The organism is Pedobacter sp. UBA5917 (assembly GCF_002432345.1).
Classification (GTDB): domain Bacteria; phylum Bacteroidota; class Bacteroidia; order Sphingobacteriales; family Sphingobacteriaceae; genus Pedobacter.
Window position 1 is genome coordinate 1 of the sequence record NZ_DJDT01000060.1, and the last position, 22,491, is coordinate 22,491.

A 22,491-nucleotide genomic window follows, 5' to 3' on the forward strand; every position below is an offset into this window, starting at 1 on the left:
CAGATGCTTCGTACCTCAGCATCACAGTGTATTTTAGTTTGCTGCAAGCCAAAAAGGATTTTGCTGCTGTCAGGTTTAGATTAGTGAAAACAGTGCAAAACAAATAGATTTCTCCGCTACGGTCGAAATGACGGAACGCGGAATGTATCCATGTTTTCCGTGCATCCGTGGCAAAAAAACTTATGCAGTACTGAATTAGCAAGGTATTAAGTAGATGGTTTGTGGAGACACAAACCATGGCGTGGCAAAAGAAGCCTTTGGTCTTTAAGCTTTAGTCTTTCAACCTTTACTTAAGTCTTTCAGCCTTTACCTAAACTTTCCTGATTTTGATAATCCGCATCCAGTGCAATACCTTCATTACCGGGTAGGTTGGATCAAATTCCCACCATTTGGTTGCAAAGTTGGGGCTGTTCGGTTTTTTGTGGTGATTGTTCTGAAAAAGCTCACCCATTAATAAGAAATCCCAGGGCAATGAGTTTTTGCTATGGTCGTCGTTATCATGGTTTGAGTAACCGTATTTATGTCCGCACCAGTTTACAATTGCACCATGCAAAGGGCCCATTAAAAAGTGGATTGGCAATAAAATATACATCCACCAGTGGTTAGCAAAAGCTATATAAAACCCGATGTAAAATAAACCGCATGCAATTCTCCAGATCCACGAATCACCGATCCGATCAACCAAAGGCCATTCAGGGTAATTACCGCGGAAAGCAGGTTCGGGCTCGATTTTGTGCTTCAGATAATTGAGATACATGTTTTTTGTGGCGATCATCATCCCAAAAACATCTTTAAAAAAATGTGGCGAGTGCGGATCTTTTTCTGTGTCGCTATAAGCATGGTGCATCCTGTGCAGGATAGCATAAGCCCTTGGATTTAAAAATGATGATCCCTGCGAGATCAACAGTACCAGATAGAAAAACCGCTCCCAAAAAAGCTCCATTTTAAACATCTTGTGCGATGAGTAACGGTGAAGGAAAAAGGTTTGGCTAAACAGGGATAAAAACCAATGACAAAGAAAAAAAATGAGGATTACCATGTATGATGTGTATGCTTTATAAACGGATTTTGAGGGCGTTTAGTTTTTTAGCGCGGAGAAAAGCGCTTTGTTTTTAAGCGTTTAGATAAAAAGAATCCCGTTCCGTTGTGGAACAGGATTCCATATATTGTGTATTTTATTATCTACCGAAATCGTCCTGAACACGTACGATATCGCTTTCATCTGATGGGTTCGAAGCATCGGTATGTTGCCAGATTTCTGCAACAACGCCCCAATCTTCCAAACCGATTAAACGGTGACGTTCGCCCTGTTGAAGTTTGATCTGATCTTTAGGTCCGTATTGTTTTACTTCACCTTCTTCATCGGTTTCGCTGGTTTTAATGCCAACAGTACCCGTTACCACTTGCCAGATTTCGGCTCTGCGGTGATGGTATTGCCACGATAGACGTGTGTTTGGAGCAACGATTAAAATTTTAGGACTTAATTTACCACCAATTTTAAGGTCTTCAACATTTAATCCATCAAAATAAGTATCGGCAAATTGTTGTGCCTGCGCTTCGTCTATTACAAAGAAACCACCCCACGGACGGGTTTCATCACGGTTTACTACGTTAAAACCTTCAATTTTTAAACGCTGTGCAACGCTTTCGAATATTTCTTTTTTGTCGTTTGTCATTGATAAATATTTTTGTTTCTAATGATTTTCGAGGTTTATAGACTTTAATAATTGCCTATATGGTTCTATAATTGCCGCAAAAATAAGCCTTATAAATTAAAAAAGACCTTTCGGCCATTTTATTTTTTTGGATCAGTTATCACCTTATTCACAAAAACGGCCCATACACCTTTTAAAGCCTGTAAAATTGCTGATAAAAAGGGTTTATTAATACGATATCAGTAATGCCTTTAGTATGTTTGAATAAATAAAATATCCTAACCAAAAATGATCCAGAAACTAAGCATCTGCATTTTATTCTCTTTAATTTTTTTACAGAAAATCTCTGCCAAAATCTTTCATATCGGCTCTGAACAGGAATTTAAAAGCATTCAATCTTCATTGGCTCCCGGCGATGAAGTGGAAATCAAAAATGGAAATTATATGGGTTGGTCTTTAAGTATCGATGCTAAAGGTACCGTGGTAAAACCGATCATCATCCGTGCAGAAAAAGCCGGAATGGTTATCTTTTCTGGCAATGTAGAAAAACCGGTATTCAATGTTTCGGGAGCGTATGTATTTATTAAAGGCATTGATTTTAAAAATTGTGTTTTAACTAAAACCGGTGTGCTGATTGAGTTTAGCACGAGCAATAATTGCCACATATCGAACTGTAATTTTATCAAAAACCAGGTAAAAGCCCAGTTTACACCATTGGTAATCATATCTGGTAATGGCAGTAACAATGTAGTTGAGGGCAGTAGTTTTATATCCAATATAGATAATCAGGATGTTCAGGTCAGGATCAGCAAAGATAGCTATCCAAAATTTACGCTGATTGAAAACAACATTTTCAGGGATAAAAACAAAGTGAGCTGGCCAAATGGGAATGGCGGCGAATGTGTACAAGTTGGTCAGGATCCGGTATTATTGGGTAATCAGAAGCCCGAAACAACCGTACGCAAAAACAGGTTTATCCATTGCGATGCCGAAAATGAAGTAATCAGCAATAAAAGTAGCGGCAATAAATACCTTAACAATTATTTTGAGGCAAATGATGGCGAACTGGTAATGCGTGGCGGACACGATTGTGTAATTTCAGATAATACTTTTAAAGGTGGCACAGGCGGTATCCGCGTTAATGGTACCGGACATCAGATCACCAACAATAAAATAGACGGTATTAAAACCGCCATCAGGTTAATGTATGGCATGGCCAAAGGAAAGGAAGAAATTGGTTTTTATATTGCTGCGAGCGATTGTGTAATTAAAAACAACCAGATTTCGAATGCAACAACGGGTATATTGATCGGTGATAGTAAAGATGTGGATTGGACGGGAAAATTTGATACCAAAAGATACCCTTCGCCTGTAATGCAAAATATTGCTCCTTTTAACAATACGATTGGAGATAACGGTTTTAAGAATGTTAAGGAAGAGGTGGTGAGGAAGTAAGTATGCGTTAACAGTTTTATAGTACCGGAGAAATCTACAGTTTAATTCATAGATTTCCCTCCCGAATATTCGGATCAGCATCTTTCATGCAATAAAGACCCTGAAATGAATTCAGGGTGACGGCAAAATAAAAATAACGTCATTTCGACCGTAGTGGAGAAATCTATCTCGAGATAGATTTCTCCGTTCCACTGGGTTCCAGTCGAAATGACGGTTATTCATTTTTAAGCAGATCTTTTTATAATTAATTGATCTTGTTTACCACAAGGTCATCAAAATAGATGTAGCTGGTTTGGCTTGAGCCCCATACCGAAACATCTTTACCGCCCCTAAAGTTGTGAAACGATAACCTGTTGATCAAACGTTTTGCATCGTTGGTTGTCCAGCGGATTGCCTGATCCAATACGGTTGTACCATTGATGATCACCTGTACCTGACCATTTTTGTTGGATCCGGTGTTGCTTTTTACATAAAGGTGGACGGTATAGGTGTTACCTTTAACCAAACTACCCGATGAAGGGTACGATTTTCCGAAGGTATCGCCGCATGGGCCGGCCATATCCCTGTGGTATACATAAGGCTGAAAAAATACGCGGCTTCCGGTATTGTACCACATTAAGCGTAAGCTACCGCCATTACCATCGCTGGCAATATCGCAACCTGTGTTTCCATCTCCGATCAGGAAGCCGAAACCAACTTTTCCGCCCCTGCTCCAATCGAAATCGCTATGGAAACGTACTTTGAATGTTGCCTCGTAAGCAGAACCGTCGGAGATATCGGCTCCGGCAATTAAACCATTCGATACCGAATTTGGTGCGAGGGTGGCTCTTGCCCAGTTGCTCGAAATATAAGCCCTGGTATCATTCCAGCCTGTTAAGTTTGCACCACCTAAATCGGCACTGGCCTCAGCATATGTGTAGGAGCCATCGGCATGGGTAAAACTGGTATTAATGTTACTTGGAATGGCTTCGGTAGTGGCTTTTGTATTGGCTAGTTCTTCGGTATTGTTTTCTGCAACCGGTTCTTCAATATTCTTTTTCTGACAACCATAAATACTTAGGGAAAGTACAAGCAATAGTGATGCAATAAAATGCATCGAATTCATTTTTTGGCTCATTGTAATTTTAGTTTAGATTTTAATTTGGTTAGTGTTCTTTTTTGCGAATCGCAATGCCCTATCCTTGATAGTCCATTACTGGTTTTGACAAGAAGTTTTTTTATCTTTTTAGTTAGTAGTTATCTGATATACTAACTTACATAAAACGTAAATTCAAACAGACTTAACAAATATTAAAAACATAAAAAACACCGTTATTCCTTAGTTACAACGATTGAAATAATGAATGTTTTTGAGAACTAAAACAGCACCAACAATGCTAATTAACAACTAATTAAGCAGTTTCATGAATTTTTAAGTTGCAGTTTACAATTACCTTTTTATAATCATTGGTTTCAATATCGCCATTAATAAGCTTAACCAACAGATCTACGGCCTGCTCGCCCAACGCTTCGGGATTTTCCTCTATTGAGGCAATGGGAGGCGAACTGAGGTAAGCAATAATCGGGTCGTTACCAAAACCGATACATTCGAGCTTTTTATGACCGGGATGCTCGATAGATCTGAGGAATTTAATGGTATCAAAAAGCAGTTTTTCTTTAAAGGCAACCAATGCTGTTGGTCCGTTCTGGGGATCGCTGAACAGATTTTTAATGGCTTTAAGGGTATTTGCCTCATCAAAATCGGTATAGGCTACATGTTCTGCATTAAAGGGAATATGATTATCTTTTAGTGCATTGATATAACCTGAAAAGCGATCGTGGCTAAAATTAACCATTTTGGGTCCGCCAAGATAGGCCACCTTTTTGTGCCCCCTGTTAATGAGGTATTCGGTAGCCATGTAGCAGCCCTGATGGGTATTTCCTAAAACTTTATGGCAGTTGAGGTTAAAGCTGGGGTTACGGGTATAATAAACCACGGGGATGCCGATTTTCTCGAATTGATCCAGGTGGGCAAAGTCGGAGGTCTGTTTAGAAATGGCTACGATCAGTCCATCTACCCGCGAACCCAGCAATGTGGCCGCAGCATTAACTTCCATTTCAAAATTATCGTGCGATTGACTGATGATAATATTATAACCATTTGCTGTAGCCAACTGCTCCATACCATAAATGCTACGGGTAAAAAAATGATCGGATAAATTGGGTAAAATGATACCGATAATCCTCGATTTACGGTCCCTTAACCGCAGTGCAGAAATATCAGGTGTAAAGTTTAACTGTGCAGCGAGTTCTTTTACGCGGAGCTTGGTACTCTCTTTTATCCGGGGATAATCTTTTAACGATTTGGAAACAGTAGATATGGATAGTTTAAGTTCTTTTGCGATCAGTTTTAATGTAACAGGTTTATTTTCCATAGGGAGGGATATTTGGCGTTACAATTTTTGATGGGTACGCCCATCATTTAGTTTAGTTATTCATTTTACAGGGGTGTTTATCAATTGAAAATGGCCAGAACAGCAAACCGCCGCTCTGGCTCATTAACGAAAAATCAACTAACAATTGGTTTATCGGCTATGGAATTTTATCCAAAGCCGGCACATTGGTTTCGTAACCGGTATATCCTTTATTCTGGTTAATATGCCCCTGCGTATTAAAACGCTGTGCCGCAGCCGGCACTGGCCAAAGTACATGGTATGGCGAAATTTTAAAGTTCACGCCCATTACGGTTGGCACTTTATTGCGGTAAAAGTCGTTTTTCTCAATAATCCTGTCGTAAAAGAAGTTATTATCCGAAAAAGATGCCATGTTATAGGTTTTCCCGTTGTAAGCCGGTTTTCCGGTTTGGGCGAAAATGTAAGCAATACGGGTAAGTTCGGTTTTACGCGGTTCTTCGTAATAAAGTTCCCTTGCACGCTCATCCAATATGGTTCCGATGGTAACTGCAGAGGCATCGGTTAATAATGCAGCGTTTGCCCTCGAACGCACCTGATTTAAATCGGCCATGGCCAGGGCCAGATTACCTTTCCAATAATAGGCTTCGGCCCTTAGCAGATAAGTTTCGGCCAAACGGAAAACGTACCAATCGGTATTGGTTCCTCGTGGTGGTGTCCAGTATTTATCAACAGCCAATGCATTGGTAGAGTTGATAAATGTTTTGTAGTGCGGCCAACCGAAGAAATGGCGGATGGTATCCAATCCTTTATTTAAAAACATGTTGTTTACATTGGCAGGCGTCATATCAACCAAAGGTTTACCATACAAGGCCTTTTCGGTTGCATTGGTAGAAGTTTTAAGTGCCGGGTTGTTATATACCAGATCGGTCATGTTCATCCACATACCGGGCGCATGGCGGTAATCGGTATTATCTGTCCAGATGTTTTTGGTGCTATAGGCCGTGCCACGGTAGCGTCCAATTCCCCTACCATACATTAAGGTTAAAGGTATTTCTACATTTACGCCATCAACAATGGCCTGGGTAGCACCCGATGGTGTTTTTAAATTGGCAAAGTGCCATGCAGGCACACAGTTACGCATTACCTGCGATCCGAGATCGGTAGCGCCCTGCAAAGTTTCCCTATCAATGGTTAAAAACAGGGCTTCGCGGTTAGCCGGAATGGCTTTATTATCCATGCGGTGCAAATCCCATACTACATTTTTAGTGGCATCGGCGGCAGTACTGCCAAAACGGTTTCTCATTAAACTGTAGGTTCCGCTGTTGATTACATTATTGGCGGAGGTAATAGCAGCATCAAAATCGCCAAGCGCCAGATTTACTTTAGTAAGTAAATGGCTGCAGGCACCTTTGGTAACATCCCCTTTATCTACATTATCTTTTAACCATTTTTCGGCAAACAAAAGATCTTCCTGCATCTTTTTCAATATCACTTCACGTTTGGTCGAATAATAATCGAGTTTGGGCGCTGTAATATCTTTCAGATTCAAGGGCACATCACCAAACTGGTGCACCAGTCGGTAATAATAATAGGCGCGGTAAAAATAGGCAGCACCCAAAATGGCATTTCTTTCTGCCTCATCTTTAAAGGTTACGTTATCGATATAGGTAATAACGGTATTTGCCATCCTTACACCCCTAAATCCCTCTGTCCAGTAAAAGCCTATCCTGTTAAAATCAGGGTTATCCAAATTGGCATCGGGTGTTACACGGGTATCCATATCCTGTGCCTGGGTGCTTTTATCGGTTGTTCCATCAACAGCCACTTCCGAAAAAATAGATTCGGTTACAATTGGGGCCATATCGCCGGTAAATTCTTTACGCACATTGGCTCCAATACCTGCAATAGCAGCCTTCATGGCAGCAACGCTTGTTAAGGCTGTTTGTGGTTCAAGCTTCGATAATAATTCAGAATCGAGGTCTGATTTTTTACATCCATTTGCTGATAGCAGTACAGCCAGGGCTACAAACGGAATTATTTTTTTATATGTGATATTCATCTTCGTCATTTTTTAAAGGGTAACATTCAATCCGAAAGTGTAAACTCTTGGCGTTGGCACAGGGTTTCCGTTATTATCTGCCGTTTGGGGATCCCACTGGTTCCAGTTTGGTGCATAAACACCTGCATTACTTACATTGGCATATATTTTTGCATTCTGTATTCTCAATTTGCCGAGTAAATCTTTTGGTAAACTGTAAGCAAGGGCAATGGTATTTAACCTGATGAAGGAGCTTTTACGGTACGAATTGAAACTTACCCCGCTTAGGCCAGAGTTTAGGCGTGCATAATCGTTAATCGGGTTACCCGGTGTCCAATAAGGTACCACATAAGAACTTGAACGGAAAAAACCTACGCTGCCCGGCTGGTTTTTGGTCTGGTTATCGGTTCTGAGCTGCCCCCAGCTTGATATTAACTGGAATGAAAAATCGAAGTTTTTATAGATATTGAAATCGTTACGGAACGACCAGTTGAACCTTGGGCTACGGTAGCCGATAAACTGTTTATCCAGATCGTTATAAACATAGTTACCATCTACATCCAGTAATTTAAAATCGCCGGGTTTAATCCCTTTGTTAAATTTATTGGCTTCGGCCACTTCGTTTTCCTGCCAAACGCCCAGGATTTTATATTCCCAGATAACGTCGATGTCTTTACCGATAAACCAGCCGTTTCCAGGGTCATCACTCGGTGTTGCCAAAGCCACAATTTTATTGCGGTTAAGCGAAAAGTTTGCGGTACTGCTCCAGGTAATGTTACCTCCGGTAAAGTTTTTAGTGGTAATACCAAGCTCGATCCCTTTGTTGTTAACACGGCCCAGATTGGCATTAACATTTACATAACCTCCGGCAGATGGCAGTGTTTGGCTGATTAAAAGATCGGATGTTTTCTTATCATACAGTTCAAGTGATCCGCTGATGCGGTTGTTCAAAAAACCGAAATCCAGACCCAAGTTTAAAGATTTCGTTTTTTCCCATTCCAGGTTTGGATTTGCCAATCTTGAACTGTTTACTACTGTATTCACTTCAACAGGGGTACCGCTGCTGTTAACCGATTGATATTTACCGCCATCTAAGGTTTGCAAAGCCACATAAGGATCAATAACGTTATTGTTATCCCTGATTTCCCTGTTTCCATTGATACCATAAGATAAACGTAGTTTTAAAAAGTCGATCCATTTAACCGGTTTCAAAAAGCTTTCTTCGCTTACTGTCCAGGCTACTGCAGCAGCCGGAAAGTTGGCCCGTTTTTTCGAAGCACCGAATGCAGAATAACCATCTCTACGGATAGACCCCGTTAAAGCATACCTGCCTTTATACGAATAATTTACCCTAGCCAATAAAGCATCGCCGGTGTATACTTTATCATCGCTGCTTACCGTTGGTTTGTTACCGCTCTGTATGTTATGGTAACCCAATACATCTGTTGGCGCAAAACCTTCGTTACCTGCAATAGTGTACCAGGTAGAATACTTTTCACCGTTTACCAACAGGGTTACATCTACATTATGGTCGGTAGCAAAAGTTTTATTCCATTTCAGGAGGTTATCCAGCTGCCAGTTGTACCTCGTTTCGGTTGCCCTCGTTGCCGAACCGCCCGGAGTAGCCACATTTGGGTTTTTGGAAGAAAGATGGTTAAAGGTACGGTACTGATCCAAACCCGGACTAAAATTGGCCTGGTAGGTAATACCAAAAGGCAATTGCACTTTGGCATAAATACTACCAAACAGGGTACTTTGTTTTTGAAGCCGTGAATTATAGGTTTGATCAAGAAAAGGATTACGGGCATTTAAACCGTTATCATCAGTCGGGATTCTCCTTAAAGAACCATCTGCATTATAAAAATCGCCATAAGGAGATAAATCAGGCAGTTGATTCCATGCTGCTTCAATTGCACCTTCATCGCGGTCGGCAAATTGCAGGTTCATGCCAAGGGTTAAAAATTTAGCTGCCTTTCCTTCAAGATTTAGCCTGGTACGGAAGGTACTGAAACCGCCCCCGGCAATAATGCTCTCATTTTTTAGGTAACCTAACGACATGTAGTAAGAAACTTCTTCTTTTTTCCCGCTCAGACTTAAGGTATGATCCTGGCGTTGCCCGGTAACAAAAAGCATGTTGTACCAATCGGTTGTTTTACCGGCAAGGTAGTTGGCTTTCTCATTGGCTAATAATCCAAGGCGGCTTAACCAAAGATCGGTGGGGTTTGTGGTGGTTTGCCCGTTTAACCATTGCGCCAAGGTTACGCCTTCGGGCAGATTATTCGGATCGTTGTAAATGTATGGCGGGTTAACACCACCGCTTCGCTGCACATCGGCACGCCAGTTTAAAAACCCGGGGCCATCGTAAACCGGTTGATCTTTTGCCAGGGTAGCCATGCCAAAGTTTACATTTACGTTGATGGTTGGGGCACCGTTTTTACCTTTTTTTGTAGTGATGGCTACCACCCCTGTGGCTGCTTTGGCACCATAAACGGCAAGCGAGCTGGCATCTTTCAATACATCAACCGACTCAATATCATTCGGATTGATATCAGATAGTTGGCCGATATAAATCACCCCATCCAAAACGATCAAGGGTGTGGTGGTACCTGTAAGCGTTGTTTTTCCACGTACAAGCAGATCACCTCCGCCTTTGGCACTGTTGTTAAACCCCACACTTAAGCCTGGGATGTTACCCCGCAAAATGTCGGTAACACTATTTGGGTTTTCGTTTTCGAGCTGCGTAGCTTTAATACTCGATACCGCACCGGTTACGTCTTTTTTCTGCGCCGTACCATAACCGATTACCACTACATCATTCAAGCCCTGCGAGGCATCTTCTAAAGTAATGTTAAGGCTGGTACGCCCGTTTAAAGGAATCTCCTGGGTAGTAAAACCGATAAAAGTAAACACCAGTGTTGCGTTTGCACTTTCTGTTTTAAGGATATATTTCCCAGCGGCATCAGTAAGGGTTCCTACCTGCGTATTTTTCACCCTTACGTTAACCCCTGGCAGGGTTACACCTTTGTTATCTTTAACAGTACCCACAATGGTGGTTTGGGCAAAAGCGCTGAAACTGCCTAATAGTGAGAGGAGCGAAACGATCAAAATTTTCGCTTTGCCCGTACCGGTACGCTTGAGGCATAACAATATACCCCATTGATTGTAAATTTTACTCATAGTTATAGTTTAGTTAATGTTAGTTTATTCTTTGTCCTTACCATAGCTGCCAAGGACAAAATCAGTTCATACAATAAAACCACAATATTAAAATGGGATATAGCTAGAAATGATCAGTTAAAAGGCTTTCGGAAAACAGGATGATATCAGCCAGAAAAAATTGGCACCGTACCAGCATATAGGCACATCAGTTGACTCTTAAACATAGTTATTCGGTTAGACTTATTAATCTAATATAAAAACGACTTGGGCGAGATATAAAAAGCTATAATGCAAATAAGGCCAAAATCTGCGTCAGCGTCGATTTACAACGATGTAATTAATTTCGGGATTGGCGTATTTTAATGGTTGATTTCATCCCAGTGGCTGTTTAATTCTGGCAGCTGGCTACCGGCTTACAGATAAACTGCATGTCTTATTTTACCACAGAGGCAACAGATAAAAGGCACAGAGAAACAGAGGAAAACACTAGCCCCAATCCTCTTTGCCCTTACTGCACCCGGTCGTAAAAAATATTATATATCGGTGGTGCAATATTTAAAAAGGACAATATCTATCACTTTTATAATAGCAAGACCTAATTTAACTTATTTTGATAATAACATGGATTTATGAAATTTTGCGCTTACAAAAACACATAGATCATGGAATATAGAAAATTAGGAAATACAACACTTAAATTATCAGCCATTTCGTATGGCGCTTTCGCCATTGGTGGCAACATGTGGGGCGGAAATGAAAGAAAAGATTCTATCGAAGCGGTTAAAGCATCAATAGATAACGGGATTACCACTATTGATACCGCACCTTTTTATGGCTTTGGGTTAAGCGAGGAAATTATTGGCGAAGCCATTAAGGGATACGACCGATCGAAAATACAGTTATTAACAAAATTCGGCCTGGTTTGGGACGGAAGCAATAACGGCAAGGGAGAACATTTTTTTGATGCAGAAAACAATGGTAAAGCAGTGCCCATTTACCGCTACTCGAGCAAAGCATCGATTATTAAGGAAGTAGAAGATAGCCTAAAACGTTTAGGAACCGATTATATCGATCTTTTACAACAGCACTGGCCTGATCCAACCACACCTGTTGAAGAAAGCATGGAAGCAGTAGCTCAGTTAATTAAAGATGGGAAAATACTAGCTGCAGGTCTATCTAACGCGGATGTAGCATTACTGGAAAATGCGGCCAGGGTACATCAACCGGCATCAAACCAGGTATCGTTCAGTATGCTGAACAGAGGTATTCAAAAGGATCTTATCCCATACACTTTGAAAAACAATATTGGTATTATTGCTTATAGTCCGATGGAAAGAGGGCTTTTATCAGGCAAGTATTTCAGCAATGAAAAACTGAAGGCAGATGATCACCGCAATGGTTATTTCAGCCAGTTTGATCTTAAAGCGGTAAAAACCTTTTTAGGGAATATTGCACCGATTGCCGAAGCAAAAAATGCAAGTGTAGCACAATTGGTATTACGCTGGACAACTTTGCAGGAAGGCATCACCGTTGTGCTTGCTGGTGCCAGAAATGCAGAACAGGCCATATCGAATGCAGCAGCTATGGATTTCGAGATCAGCAATGATGAACTTGCCTTTATTAATGGGGAGTTGGGAAAATTGTAAAAAGCGGTAATGCTGAATTTTTCAGCATCTTTCTTGCAAAATAGACCCTGAAATAAATTCAGGGTGACGACTGAACAAAAAGTGGGTGCCTGAAATTTCAGGTACCCACTTTTTGTTTTCTAGTTGGTGCGCCACCAACCTTAAAACATCTTATTAATATCCCGTATTTTGGGTTAAATTAGGGTTGTTCTTAATTTCCGGTGTAGGAATCGGGAACAGGAGGTGTTTGGTCTGTAAAGGTTGATTTACGCTTTTGTTAATGTGGCCAACAAAATTATCGAAACCATTAGTACCCTCGTTATACACTTTACGCAAGCGGACCATATCAAACCAGGTGATACCCTCGTAACATAGTTCGTGCCAGCGCTCTCTCCATACCGCTTCTTCGAACTGGGTTTGGCTTAAACCGGCAAGATCGGCCAATTGCGCTCTTTTTCTGATGGCGTTTACAGCAGTATAGGCAGCAGCATTTGGCGCACCATCGGCCCTGTTCTGTGCTTCCGCATAAATTAACAGGGTTTCGGCAAAACGGATCTGCGGAATATTCAGATCACTTCTGCTGGTCCCTTCTACGCCCAGTGTTCCGTTTGCAATTACATCGAAATGTTTAAAAATATAAGGTTTGCCACGGTTGATCAAAGGTAATTTAAAACCATCGGTATAATAATCGGTAAAGAAATAACCATCTCTGTTTTTAGCCCTTAAATCGCCTGCCTCGTAAGAAGCATAAAAACTTTGGGTTGGGATCGAAGTTCCGATTCCGTCGATTTTAGAAACCAATGGCTGGTGCAATGGCAGGTACGACGATTGTAGTGGATTACCGGCTCCGGCAGCATCATTATACTGGATCCCGAAAAGATGCTCTAACTTGTTATCGTTTTTGGCATCACGTATAGCAGCATATGTAGTGTATAAACCTAAACTACCGGTATTTGCAGCAGCATAATCAACTACTTCTTTTGCCTTATCGGCAGCTAACCTGTAGTAGGCAGCACCTTTATTTAATGGTTGGCCGGCCATAGTTAAATAAACTTTTGCCAGTTCTGATTTAATGGCCGCGGTAGAAACGCGTCCGCTTGCATCCATATAGGGTAAACCTGCAGCTTCTGCCGAAACAAGGTCGTCAACAATCTGTTTGTAAACCTGCTCCTGTGGAGTTCTAGATGGCGAAAAATTAGGATCGTTAGGGCTGGTAATCGGTTTGGTGATCAATGGCACATCGCCCCACAAACGCACCAGGTAAAAATAGGCCCATGCCCTGATGAAGGATGCTTCGCCCAAAATCCTTTTTTTCTGTGCAGCATCCATTGGGTTAATACCCGGTACTTTATCCAATACCAGATTGGTTTGGGCAATTACTTTGTAAAAGCCATTCCAGTTTTGATTAACGTGCAGGTTCGATCCGTCGTAAATCAGTGAATATAGGTTGTTCAGATCCGAGTTCTGCGCTGTTTCTGTGGTTTGGATACCCGTAGGCGCATCAAGCATCTGCCAGTTGTTAGAGAAAATACCGGCACCACCGCCAATAAACCTGATTTCGGAATAAACTGCGGCAATACCTGCTTCTGCATGTTCGGGCAGGGTATAAAAACTGTTGGGAGAAAGATTGGTCGGATCGGTTTCATCCAAAAACTTCTTACATCCCAAATTACCGATGATAGCACCACCAAGCAATAACAGGGCAGCGATATTTTTTATATTTATTTTCATTTTAATATCCTTTCTTTAGTTAATATTATAATCCGATGTTTAAGCCAACCATAAAAGTTGTTGGTTTTGGATAATCGAAAAATGTTTGTCCCTGTGCAAATACGTTTCCATAAGTGGTTACCTCCGGATCGTTACCGGTATATTTAGTGGCCAGGAAGAAATTCTGAACAGATGCATAAACACGCAACCTATTTAAACGTAATTTTTCTACCAACGTTTTATTGAAAGTATAACCAAGCAAAAGGTTTTTACCACGGATGAAAGAACCATCTTCGAGCCAATGGGTATCTACGTTGGTCACATAACCAGCAGCCTGATCCCTGATGGCAGCAATCGGTGTGTTCTGGTTCTGAGGAGTCCAGGCATTTAATACACTTGCAAAACTGTTCGCCTGCACCTGTCTGTCTTCACCAGAGTGGTGTGTCATATTCAGCACATCGTTACCATAAGAGTATTGAAGCTCAACAATAAAATCGAAGTTTTTATAACGTAACGAGTTGGAGAACGATCCCCATCCTTTTGGCGATCCGTTACCGATAATCTGACGGTCGGCATCGGTAATGGCATGGTCTCCATTAACATCCAGGTATTTAATATCACCCGGAAGCAGGGGTTTACCGCCACGGTAGCTCACGTATTTAGCGGCTTCGGCCCTTTCGGCCTCGCTCCATGTACCTAAACGCACCAATCCCCAGAACGAACCTACCGGCTCGCCAACCCTGATAATACCGGTTTGGTTAGTGAAATTCGGGTTACCAACACCAAAAATATCATCCGGGGTAGCCAAAGAAAGTACCTTGTTGCGGTTAAGTGAAATATTGAAAGCTGTTTTCCAGGTAAAATCGTCTGTTTGGATATTCACCGTATTGATACCTAAATCCAGGCCTTTGTTCTGCATCGAACCAACGTTTTTCCTGATAACAGAGAAACCCGAAGTACGTGGTACCGGTGCATCAAGCAACATATCGGTTGTTTTTCTGTAGTACAGATCGGCTTCTAAATTAATGCGGTTGTTAAATAAACCCAGTTCTAAACCGGCATCAACCTGTGCGGTTTTCTCCCAAACCAGATCGGGGTTGGCCAACCTGCCGATACCGATACCGGTTACCCTTGTATCGTTGATAATGGCCGAATTGTTAACCAAAGTAGCAAGTGATTGATATGCAGGAAGCTCAGAGTTACCGCTTAAACCGTAACTTGCCCTTAGCTTTAAATTAGAAACGGTTTTGTTTCCTTTAAGAAAATCTTCGTCAGAAGCTTTCCACGCCAGGGCTGCAGAAGGGAAAAAGGCAAATTTATGGTTCTCCCCAAATTTCGAAGATCCATCTACCCTACCGGTAAAAGTTACCAGGTATTTATCTTTAAAGGCATAGTTTAATCTTCCGAAATAAGAATTAAAGGCCGATCGGTTGCGGCTTGAGCCTACAGTGATGGATTTACTTCCCGAGCCCATGTTGTTATTGCCGTAAAAATCGGTTACAAAATTCTCTGCATGACTGGTATTGCTGAAGAAATTGGTAGCCTGCCACGAAATACCCAATAAAGCATTAATCGCATGCGATTCGGCAAAACGTTTATTATAGGTTAAGTAATTCTCTAACGACCAGAAAGTTTCCCTGTCGTTGGTTACGTTTGCTGTTCCGTTCTGCCCGTCTGAAATGCCATATAATTGTTTCGCATTGTACTCGTTAATGTTACGGCTTACCACATTGGCGCCCAACTGGGTACGGAATTCGAGATCTTTAGAAAAGCTGATGGTAGAGTAAACACTTCCCAACGAGGTTTGGGTAATCATGTTATAACGCTGATCGGTTAAAATGTGCACCGGATTAGAACCGCCTTCTGCCCATGGGATCAGTTTATTATCTCCCCATTTGCCATCGGCCAGTTTTATCGGAAGAAAAGGGAATGCCTCGGTAATCATACGCACCGAGTTTAATCCGCCCGTTCCCTGATCTACAATATTTTCGTCCTGGTTGTTGTAGCTTAAATTACCTCCAACTTTTAACCAGGGTTTAATTTTACTTTCGAAATTAAACCTGCCCGAATAACGTTTTAAATAAGAATTCAATAAAAGACCTTCATCATCGCGGTAGCCCACAAAAACACCATAGGTATTGTTTTCGTTCCCACCGGTAAAACCCAACTGGTGGTTTTGCGAAAGTTTGTTCTGGGTCGATTCTTTTAACCAATCGGTATTGTACAGCGGATTTCCGTTACCATCAAAAAATTGTGGCAAAGCAATCCTTGCTGCCTTTGGAACCGGGGTAGAAGCATAGTTACCTGCTGCCCAGCCTACCGGATCGTAAACCTTGATGTTTTCGTAAGCCAGATCCTGAACTTTTACATATTCATAGGCATCGAGCATTTTTACATGGTGCGGCCCCAAAGTATTGATACCAAAATCGGCATCGTAGGTAATGCGCTGCGAATTGGCTGTTCCCTTTTTGGTGGTGATTAAAATTACACCGTTGGCACCCCTTGCACCATAGATTGCAGTAGACGATGCATCTTTTAATACCTCTACCGATGCAATATCGCTTGGGTTGATAAAATCGATGGCGTTACTGTTCTGCGTTTGGGTAGTTACCGGTAAAGCTACCCCATCTACCACATAAAGCGGGTTATTACTGGTGTTGATGGAACTGAAACCCCTGATTTTGATGTTCGTTTGTCCGCCTGGCCTACCCGAGTTGGTATTTACCTGTACCCCGGTAATACGGCCTGCCAAAGCCTGGTTTAACGATGGTGCCGGACGTTCCTGCAGCTCGCTGGCTTTTACCACACCTACCGAACCGGTAAGGTCGCTCTTTTTCACAGTACCATAACCGATTACTACCACATCATCGAGTTTACTGGCCTCGGCAACCGCCAGTTTAATGCTGAGATTACTCTGTTCTCCTACGGTAACATCTTTGTTTTCGTAACCCACATAAGAAAAGCGGAGTACATCCCTTGGATTGGCTTCGATGCTGAATTTACCCGACTCATCTGTTACCGCCGTTTTACCCGAGGTGATGTTTTTAATGCCCACCCCCGGAATAGGCATATTTTTTTCATCCAATACGGTCCCAGTGACTACTTTTCGGCTCTGAATTTGCCTAAAAGGCATTTCAGGCACAGAAAATCCACTTGATTTTGCTGCAACCGGATTCATTGAAAATGCAGGACTATTGAGCAGAAAAAGCACAGAAAGCCCTGAAATCTTGAGTAGATTGATTTTCATTTAGTTTAGCTTTAGTTAATGATTAGTTAATAGTTTATAATTCACCCTATTACGGGTAAAACGTTTTATCAACTATTCGAAAGAGAATAATTGACTGGAATCATCAATAAATTAATCAGAAGGCTTTGGGTAATAGACACTAATGTAACCGGGGATTACATCTTCAGAAAAGGATAAACATACACCGATGTAAACTACACAGTTATACACCGCACAAAAGGGAGTAAATGTACCTAGGCTCTTCATTATATTTGGTTATAGATAAAACGATTTATCTACTCAATAATAACCATTTTAGCACAAAATCAAGAATATAATTTTGTTACAAACGGCATACTTTAACGTACATAAGGAATTACAGTATGATTACTTTTACAGGCGCTAAAAATTTTGAACGGATCTTTAATTTAAAAAACGATAAAGATCATGCGTCATGGTTATGTCATCAGCATTTTAAGACTTATTTTAATTTTGGTTCAAAAAATCTTATAAATTTTATGATGAGGGTCAAGATTTTAAAAATCCTGACCCAAAATAAAGTTTAATAAAAGGTGTTGTCATCTTGACTGAAACGCAGTGGAATGGAGAGATCTATCTCGAGATAGATTTCTCGGCTACGTTGCACTCCGCTCGAAATGACGACACGGGGAGCGCAACTGGTCTTAGCCTCTCGCTAAAACCTAAGTTCTGGATACTGAAAATTCTAATTAAATATCCAATTCATAATATGCTTCTTTTGTGTTGTACTTTGGCAATTTTTTAATCAGGCCGTATTTTGCAAATGAATTATAATATTTATAGGCGTTGCGCTTTCTTCCATTTGTTAACACATGTATCCGGTTGTTCAGATTATTGCGGGTTATGTGGTCATCTATGTAACCAATTTCCTGCCTGATATCGGCATCAAATAATTGCTTATGGGTAACCATATGCGGTGCAATTTTTAGGACGTAACGCCAGGGTTCAGTAAATACATACTTAATTTCAGGCCGGCGTGTTTTAATATCATAGGTTTCCACTTGGCCAAAACATGCTTTTTCCTGCTCTGAAAGGTTTAATTTACTGCTTTGCCATAAATAGGGCGTAAGTTCGCGCAGCGATTGCCTTTTAATTTCATAACCATACCTTCCCCTACGACGTTTTTTCCGTTTAAAAGATTTATCATGATGATACTCAAAAGTGTTTATTTTCTGGAGCAGTGTATTATAAAATTCGGCCCTTGGGCTATGGACAATATCTGCCCTCAAAACAAAAAATCTTTTCCATCCTCTTTGATAAGGGTTTTCGAGCGGTACCATTGGTAATGCCGCCTGCAGCTCATCAAGTAAATTTCTTCTTTTATCGAGGCTGATTAATTGTTTATCCCGGTCTGTTTTTACCAGACGTTTTTTTCTCCGTGCAGATTTGATCCTGTACGGCAGTTCATGTATGTCCATCGGACTTCCATTTAATTTCTTTTAACTTAATTTGGATCTCAGATTCGTCCCTGAATAAGGACATACCCCTTTTTAGCCGCAGAAAATAAATAACGCAATAGTAAAACAACCGCCAATTAGGGCAACCTGAAAAAACTAAAGAAAATACACCGTTATATTGCTTTTAAGCAATGTGCGAAGGGGATGATATGGATGAGTATGCTGTCATATTTCCTAAACATTAAAAAGATTGATTATTAGGAACGCTGCAAAGATAATAAATTTAACTAATTAAGTATGTTGTGATTTGATTAACTAAATAATTAGCCTTATTCCCTAAAAAGCTCGGATTTAAGCTTCGTTATTTCGCCGAGCATTAAAGTTATGGGCAAATTCTGCCCGCAAAGGCCACCCAGCTTAGCCACTGCAAAATTTAAGGTTTCAATTTCCGTTTCGCGCTTGTTGAGTATATCCTGATAGGTTGATATGGTTTGCCCATCGGATGCCTTGCTGATGTTGAATACATTTTGAACCAGTTCATCAACAGTTAGCGCAATACCATTTGCATTGGCAACAGCAATACATTCGGTTATTACTTTTTTACCCAAAGCGAGCGCTGTTTCATTCCGGTGAAAAACGCCATTATCTATTTCGAGCAACGGACAGATGGAATTGAATACGCAATTGGTAATTACCTTTTTCCATACAAAAGGCTGGATGTTTTCTTCAGTCCTAAAAGGAAAAAGACCAGTATTAATCTGTCCGATAATTTGGTTAAGTTCTTCATTTGAGCCTTTTACAACTCCTACTGGCGATGGCCCAACCACTTTTAAACGTACATCCTTTTTGTTCTCCAGTGCCTGACTGGTCGTCATGAGCACACACCTGTGCAGTTGGGTAAAACCCTGGCCGATAAAGGCATCTTCTATGCCAAGTCCGTTCTGAAGGAAAACAACGGGTAGATCTTTCCCATATCTTACCAAACGTTCGGCCAGTTTTTCGTTCCCGAAAGATTTATTGGCCAGCAGGATCAATCCATCAAGCGTTGTATGATTGGCAAAAGTACTAATGGTTATCGTGGCATTAACGTTCAGCTCTCCTGAGCTCACATTTATATTTTCCTGCTCATCGTCTCCACCATCCACACTTCCACGGATAATGGTTACGTTTTTTCCATTTAACGAAAGCGCAACGGCCAATCCTTTCGCAATTACGCCATAACCTATAATATAAATATGTTTTTCTGTGCCCATTAGTAGATGATTTAATTCAAATATCGATAATTGAAGCCATAAAAAAAGACTCCCGATTTTAAACGGGAGCCTCTAGCAATCTATATTTTATTTATTATTTCAGATCAAAACGATCTGCATTCATGATTTTATTCCAGGCAGCCACAAAATCTTTTACAAACTTTTGCTGTGCATCTGCACTGGCATATACTTCGGCAATTGCCCTTAGTTCTGAATTAGAACCAAATACAAGGTCGGCACGGGTTGCGGTCCACTTTGGCTGACCGGTTGCCCGGCTGCTTCCGATATAGAGTTCTTTATCTTCGGCAACAGCTTTCCAGGCGGTTTCCATATCCAGCAGGTTTACAAAGAAATCGTTGGTTAATTGCCCCGGTTTATCGGTTAAGATACCATTTTTCGAACCGTCGAAATTGGTATCAAGCGCACGTAAACCACCTACCAAAACAGTTAACTCAGGAGCGGTTAAATTAAGCAACTGTGCTTTGTCTATTAAAAATTCTTCTGTAGAAACCCTCGATTTTGATTTACGGTAATTACGGAATCCATCGGCAAGCGGCTCTAAATAACCGAACGATTCTACATCGGTTTGCGCTTGCGAAGCATCTGCCCTACCTGGAGTAAATGGTACATTAACCGAATGTCCGGTAGCTTTTTCTACCGCAGCAGCGCCGGCCAGTACAATTAAATCAGCCAGCGATACTTTTTTGCCATCGGCCTGTGCACCGTTAAATTCCTGCTGGATTTTTTCGAGCACATTTAACACTTTTTGCAGTTGGGCAGGATTATTCACCTCCCAATCTTTTTGCGGGGCCAAACGGATACGTGCACCATTTGCACCACCACGTTTATCCGATCCGCGGAAAGTAGCTGCAGAAGCCCATGCGGTAGAAACCAGTTCGGCAATGCTTAAACCACTCGAAAGTACTTTTTCTTTTAATATGGTTACATCAATTTCATTGATCAACGCGTGGTTAACAGCCGGGATCGGATCTTGCCAAAGCAATTCTTCCTGCGGCACATCCGGACCAAGGTAACGTGCAACAGGGCCCATATCGCGGTGGGTAAGTTTAAACCAGGCGCGCGCAAAAGCATCTGCAAACTGATCAGGGTTTTCTAAGAAACGACGTGATATTTTTTCGTAGGCCGGATCGAACCTTAAAGAAAGATCGGTGGTAAGCATGGTTGGCAAATGTTTTTTCGAACCATCAAATGCATCCGGAATAATGGCATCGGCATTTTTAGCTACCCATTGGTGTGCACCAGCCGGGCTTTTGGTTAATTCCCATTCGAATGCAAAAAGGTTTTCGAAGAAATTATTGCTCCATTTTGTTGGCGTGGTTGTCCAGGTTACCTCCAAACCACTGGTAATGGCATCAGCACCACTTCCAGAAGCATAACTGCTGCTCCACCCCAAACCCTGGCTTTCAATGCCTGCAGCCTCAGGCTCTTTACCAACGTGGTCTGCCGAAGCTGCACCATGGGTTTTACCAAAGGTATGCCCACCTGCAATTAATGCAACGGTTTCCTCATCATCCATGGCCATACGGCCAAAAGTATCGCGGATATCTTTTGCAGCCAAAATTGGATCAGGGTTACCGTCCGGTCCTTCAGGATTTACATAAATCAATCCCATTTGTACGGCAGCAAGCGGTTTTTCGAGGTTACGGGTATGTACATCTCCATCTGCATCATCATCGGTTACCACTACGCCATGAGCTTTATGTGCTCCGTCTGATCCATGTGCATAACGCAGATCGCCGCCCAACCAGGTAGTTTCCGAACCCCAGTATACCGATTCATCAGCCTCCCAAACATCTTCCCTTCCACCGGCGAAACCGAATGTTTTAAAACCCATCGATTCTAAAGCAATATTTCCGGTCAGGATCAATAAATCGGCCCAGGAAATTTTACGACCGTATTTTTGTTTAATTGGCCAAAGTAAACGGCGTGCTTTATCCAAACTCACGTTATCGGGCCAGCTGTTTAAAGGCGCAAAACGCTGTAAGCCCGCCCCTGCACCACCACGGCCATCGCCTACACGGTAAGTACCGGCGCTGTGCCAGGCCATACGGATAAATAAGCCACCATAGTGGCCAAAATCTGCCGGCCACCAATCCTGCGAATCGGTCATCAGCGCATGAAGGTCGGCTTTTAGTGCATTCAGATCGAGACTTTTAAATGCTTCAGCATAATTAAACTCACCATCCATCGGGTTGGACAAGCTAGAATGCTGACGTAAAATGTTTAATTTTAACTGGTTAGGCCACCAATCGTTGTTTCTGGTACCACTGCCACCTACATTGCTCTTCATACTTCCGTTGTGGAACGGGCATTTACTGATGTCGTTCGATTCTTTTTCCATATTAATGATGTTTTGTTAATAACAAGCTAATTATCCTGTTGTTGATCAGGAATAATATAAATTTAGGGAATCGGCTTAACTAATCACAATCATTTAATTCTATATAGGAATAGTCAGAATCTATGAGGGTTATGGATCAGCGCTTTGCAGAAAGTTTCGCGGCTTTTACTATTATATTT

At 41.5% G+C, this 22,491-nt stretch carries 13 protein-coding genes; 2 read left to right on the top strand and 11 right to left on the bottom strand.

Annotated elements, in window-relative coordinates; genetic code table 11:
• Positions 1-310: 310 nt before the first annotated feature.
• Together B2V92_RS03910 and B2V92_RS03915 are read right to left on the bottom strand one after the other, a co-directional pair.
• The gene (locus B2V92_RS03910; protein ID WP_293304934.1) at positions 311-1,039 is read right to left on the bottom strand and encodes an acyl-CoA desaturase; all 729 of its coding nucleotides are present in this window, start codon (positions 1,037-1,039) and stop codon (positions 311-313) included.
• Positions 1,040-1,178: 139 nt separating this feature from the next.
• Positions 1,179-1,676, bottom strand: coding sequence for a phosphoheptose isomerase (locus B2V92_RS03915; protein WP_293304936.1), 498 nt, complete (start codon positions 1,674-1,676; stop codon positions 1,179-1,181).
• Between the two features lie 267 nt (positions 1,677-1,943).
• On the opposite strand from B2V92_RS03915, the gene B2V92_RS03920 reads away from it, so the two are divergent.
• Complete coding sequence (locus B2V92_RS03920) at positions 1,944-3,110, top strand: chondroitinase-B domain-containing protein (RefSeq protein ID WP_293304937.1); 1,167 nt, start codon at positions 1,944-1,946, stop codon at positions 3,108-3,110.
• A gap of 244 nt (positions 3,111-3,354) precedes the next feature.
• Here B2V92_RS03920 and B2V92_RS03925 read toward each other — a convergent pair whose 3' ends face one another.
• The 4 genes from B2V92_RS03925 to B2V92_RS03940 all read right to left on the bottom strand — a co-directional run bounded on the left by B2V92_RS03925 (position 3,355) and on the right by B2V92_RS03940 (position 10,718).
• A complete protein-coding gene (locus B2V92_RS03925) occupies positions 3,355-4,227 on the bottom strand; it encodes a polysaccharide lyase (RefSeq protein WP_293304938.1) in 873 nt (290 codons plus the stop codon).
• Between the two features lie 274 nt (positions 4,228-4,501).
• Positions 4,502-5,524: a LacI family DNA-binding transcriptional regulator gene (locus B2V92_RS03930; protein WP_293304939.1), complete on the bottom strand. Its 1,023-nt coding sequence runs from the start codon at positions 5,522-5,524 to the stop codon at positions 4,502-4,504.
• A 157-nt stretch (positions 5,525-5,681) separates the two neighbouring features.
• The gene (locus tag B2V92_RS03935) at positions 5,682-7,562 is read right to left on the bottom strand and encodes a RagB/SusD family nutrient uptake outer membrane protein (RefSeq protein WP_293304940.1); all 1,881 of its coding nucleotides are present in this window, start codon (positions 7,560-7,562) and stop codon (positions 5,682-5,684) included.
• A gap of 12 nt (positions 7,563-7,574) precedes the next feature.
• Entirely contained in the window at positions 7,575-10,718 is a 3,144-nt protein-coding gene (locus tag B2V92_RS03940; RefSeq protein ID WP_293304941.1) for a SusC/RagA family TonB-linked outer membrane protein, read from the bottom strand.
• Between the two features lie 644 nt (positions 10,719-11,362).
• Between B2V92_RS03940 and B2V92_RS03945 the strand changes: the two genes are divergently transcribed.
• On the top strand, positions 11,363-12,346 hold the full coding sequence (locus B2V92_RS03945) for an aldo/keto reductase (RefSeq protein WP_293304943.1): 984 nt from the start codon (positions 11,363-11,365) through the stop codon (positions 12,344-12,346).
• A gap of 153 nt (positions 12,347-12,499) precedes the next feature.
• Here the strand turns inward: B2V92_RS03945 and B2V92_RS03950 are convergent, their stop codons facing one another.
• The 5 genes from B2V92_RS03950 to katG all read right to left on the bottom strand — a co-directional run bounded on the left by B2V92_RS03950 (position 12,500) and on the right by katG (position 22,312).
• A complete protein-coding gene (locus B2V92_RS03950) occupies positions 12,500-14,056 on the bottom strand; it encodes a RagB/SusD family nutrient uptake outer membrane protein (RefSeq protein WP_293304945.1) in 1,557 nt (518 codons plus the stop codon).
• A gap of 25 nt (positions 14,057-14,081) precedes the next feature.
• Positions 14,082-17,282 carry a SusC/RagA family TonB-linked outer membrane protein gene (locus B2V92_RS03955; protein WP_293304946.1) on the bottom strand — a complete coding sequence of 1,067 codons (3,201 nt, stop codon included), beginning with the start codon at positions 17,280-17,282 and terminating at the stop codon, positions 14,082-14,084.
• Between the two features lie 707 nt (positions 17,283-17,989).
• The gene (locus B2V92_RS03960) at positions 17,990-18,718 is read right to left on the bottom strand and encodes a hypothetical protein (protein WP_293304947.1); all 729 of its coding nucleotides are present in this window, start codon (positions 18,716-18,718) and stop codon (positions 17,990-17,992) included.
• A gap of 308 nt (positions 18,719-19,026) precedes the next feature.
• On the bottom strand, positions 19,027-19,950 hold the full coding sequence (locus B2V92_RS03965; protein WP_293304948.1) for a ketopantoate reductase family protein: 924 nt from the start codon (positions 19,948-19,950) through the stop codon (positions 19,027-19,029).
• Between the two features lie 94 nt (positions 19,951-20,044).
• Positions 20,045-22,312, bottom strand: coding sequence for a catalase/peroxidase HPI (katG, locus tag B2V92_RS03970; RefSeq protein ID WP_293304949.1), 2,268 nt, complete (start codon positions 22,310-22,312; stop codon positions 20,045-20,047).
• Positions 22,313-22,491: the final 179 nt, after the last annotated feature.

What these genes read in the sequence shown, in the direction of transcription:
- katG (WP_293304949.1), bottom strand. Translation starts at nt 22,312, where the DNA reads ATGGAAAAAGAATCGAACGACATCAGTAAATGCCCGTTCCACAACGGA.
- B2V92_RS03920 (WP_293304937.1), top strand. Translation starts at nt 1,944, where the DNA reads ATGATCCAGAAACTAAGCATCTGCATTTTATTCTCTTTAATTTTTTTA.
- B2V92_RS03910 (WP_293304934.1), bottom strand. Translation starts at nt 1,039, where the DNA reads ATGGTAATCCTCATTTTTTTTCTTTGTCATTGGTTTTTATCCCTGTTT.
- B2V92_RS03930 (WP_293304939.1), bottom strand. Translation starts at nt 5,524, where the DNA reads ATGGAAAATAAACCTGTTACATTAAAACTGATCGCAAAAGAACTTAAA.
- B2V92_RS03915 (WP_293304936.1), bottom strand. Translation starts at nt 1,676, where the DNA reads ATGACAAACGACAAAAAAGAAATATTCGAAAGCGTTGCACAGCGTTTA.
- B2V92_RS03945 (WP_293304943.1), top strand. Translation starts at nt 11,363, where the DNA reads ATGGAATATAGAAAATTAGGAAATACAACACTTAAATTATCAGCCATT.
- B2V92_RS03960 (WP_293304947.1), bottom strand. Translation starts at nt 18,718, where the DNA reads ATGGACATACATGAACTGCCGTACAGGATCAAATCTGCACGGAGAAAA.
- B2V92_RS03965 (WP_293304948.1), bottom strand. Translation starts at nt 19,950, where the DNA reads ATGGGCACAGAAAAACATATTTATATTATAGGTTATGGCGTAATTGCG.
- B2V92_RS03950 (WP_293304945.1), bottom strand. Translation starts at nt 14,056, where the DNA reads ATGAAAATAAATATAAAAAATATCGCTGCCCTGTTATTGCTTGGTGGT.
- B2V92_RS03940 (WP_293304941.1), bottom strand. Translation starts at nt 10,718, where the DNA reads ATGAGTAAAATTTACAATCAATGGGGTATATTGTTATGCCTCAAGCGT.
- B2V92_RS03925 (WP_293304938.1), bottom strand. Translation starts at nt 4,227, where the DNA reads ATGAGCCAAAAAATGAATTCGATGCATTTTATTGCATCACTATTGCTT.
- B2V92_RS03955 (WP_293304946.1), bottom strand. Translation starts at nt 17,282, where the DNA reads ATGAAAATCAATCTACTCAAGATTTCAGGGCTTTCTGTGCTTTTTCTG.
- B2V92_RS03935 (WP_293304940.1), bottom strand. Translation starts at nt 7,562, where the DNA reads ATGAATATCACATATAAAAAAATAATTCCGTTTGTAGCCCTGGCTGTA.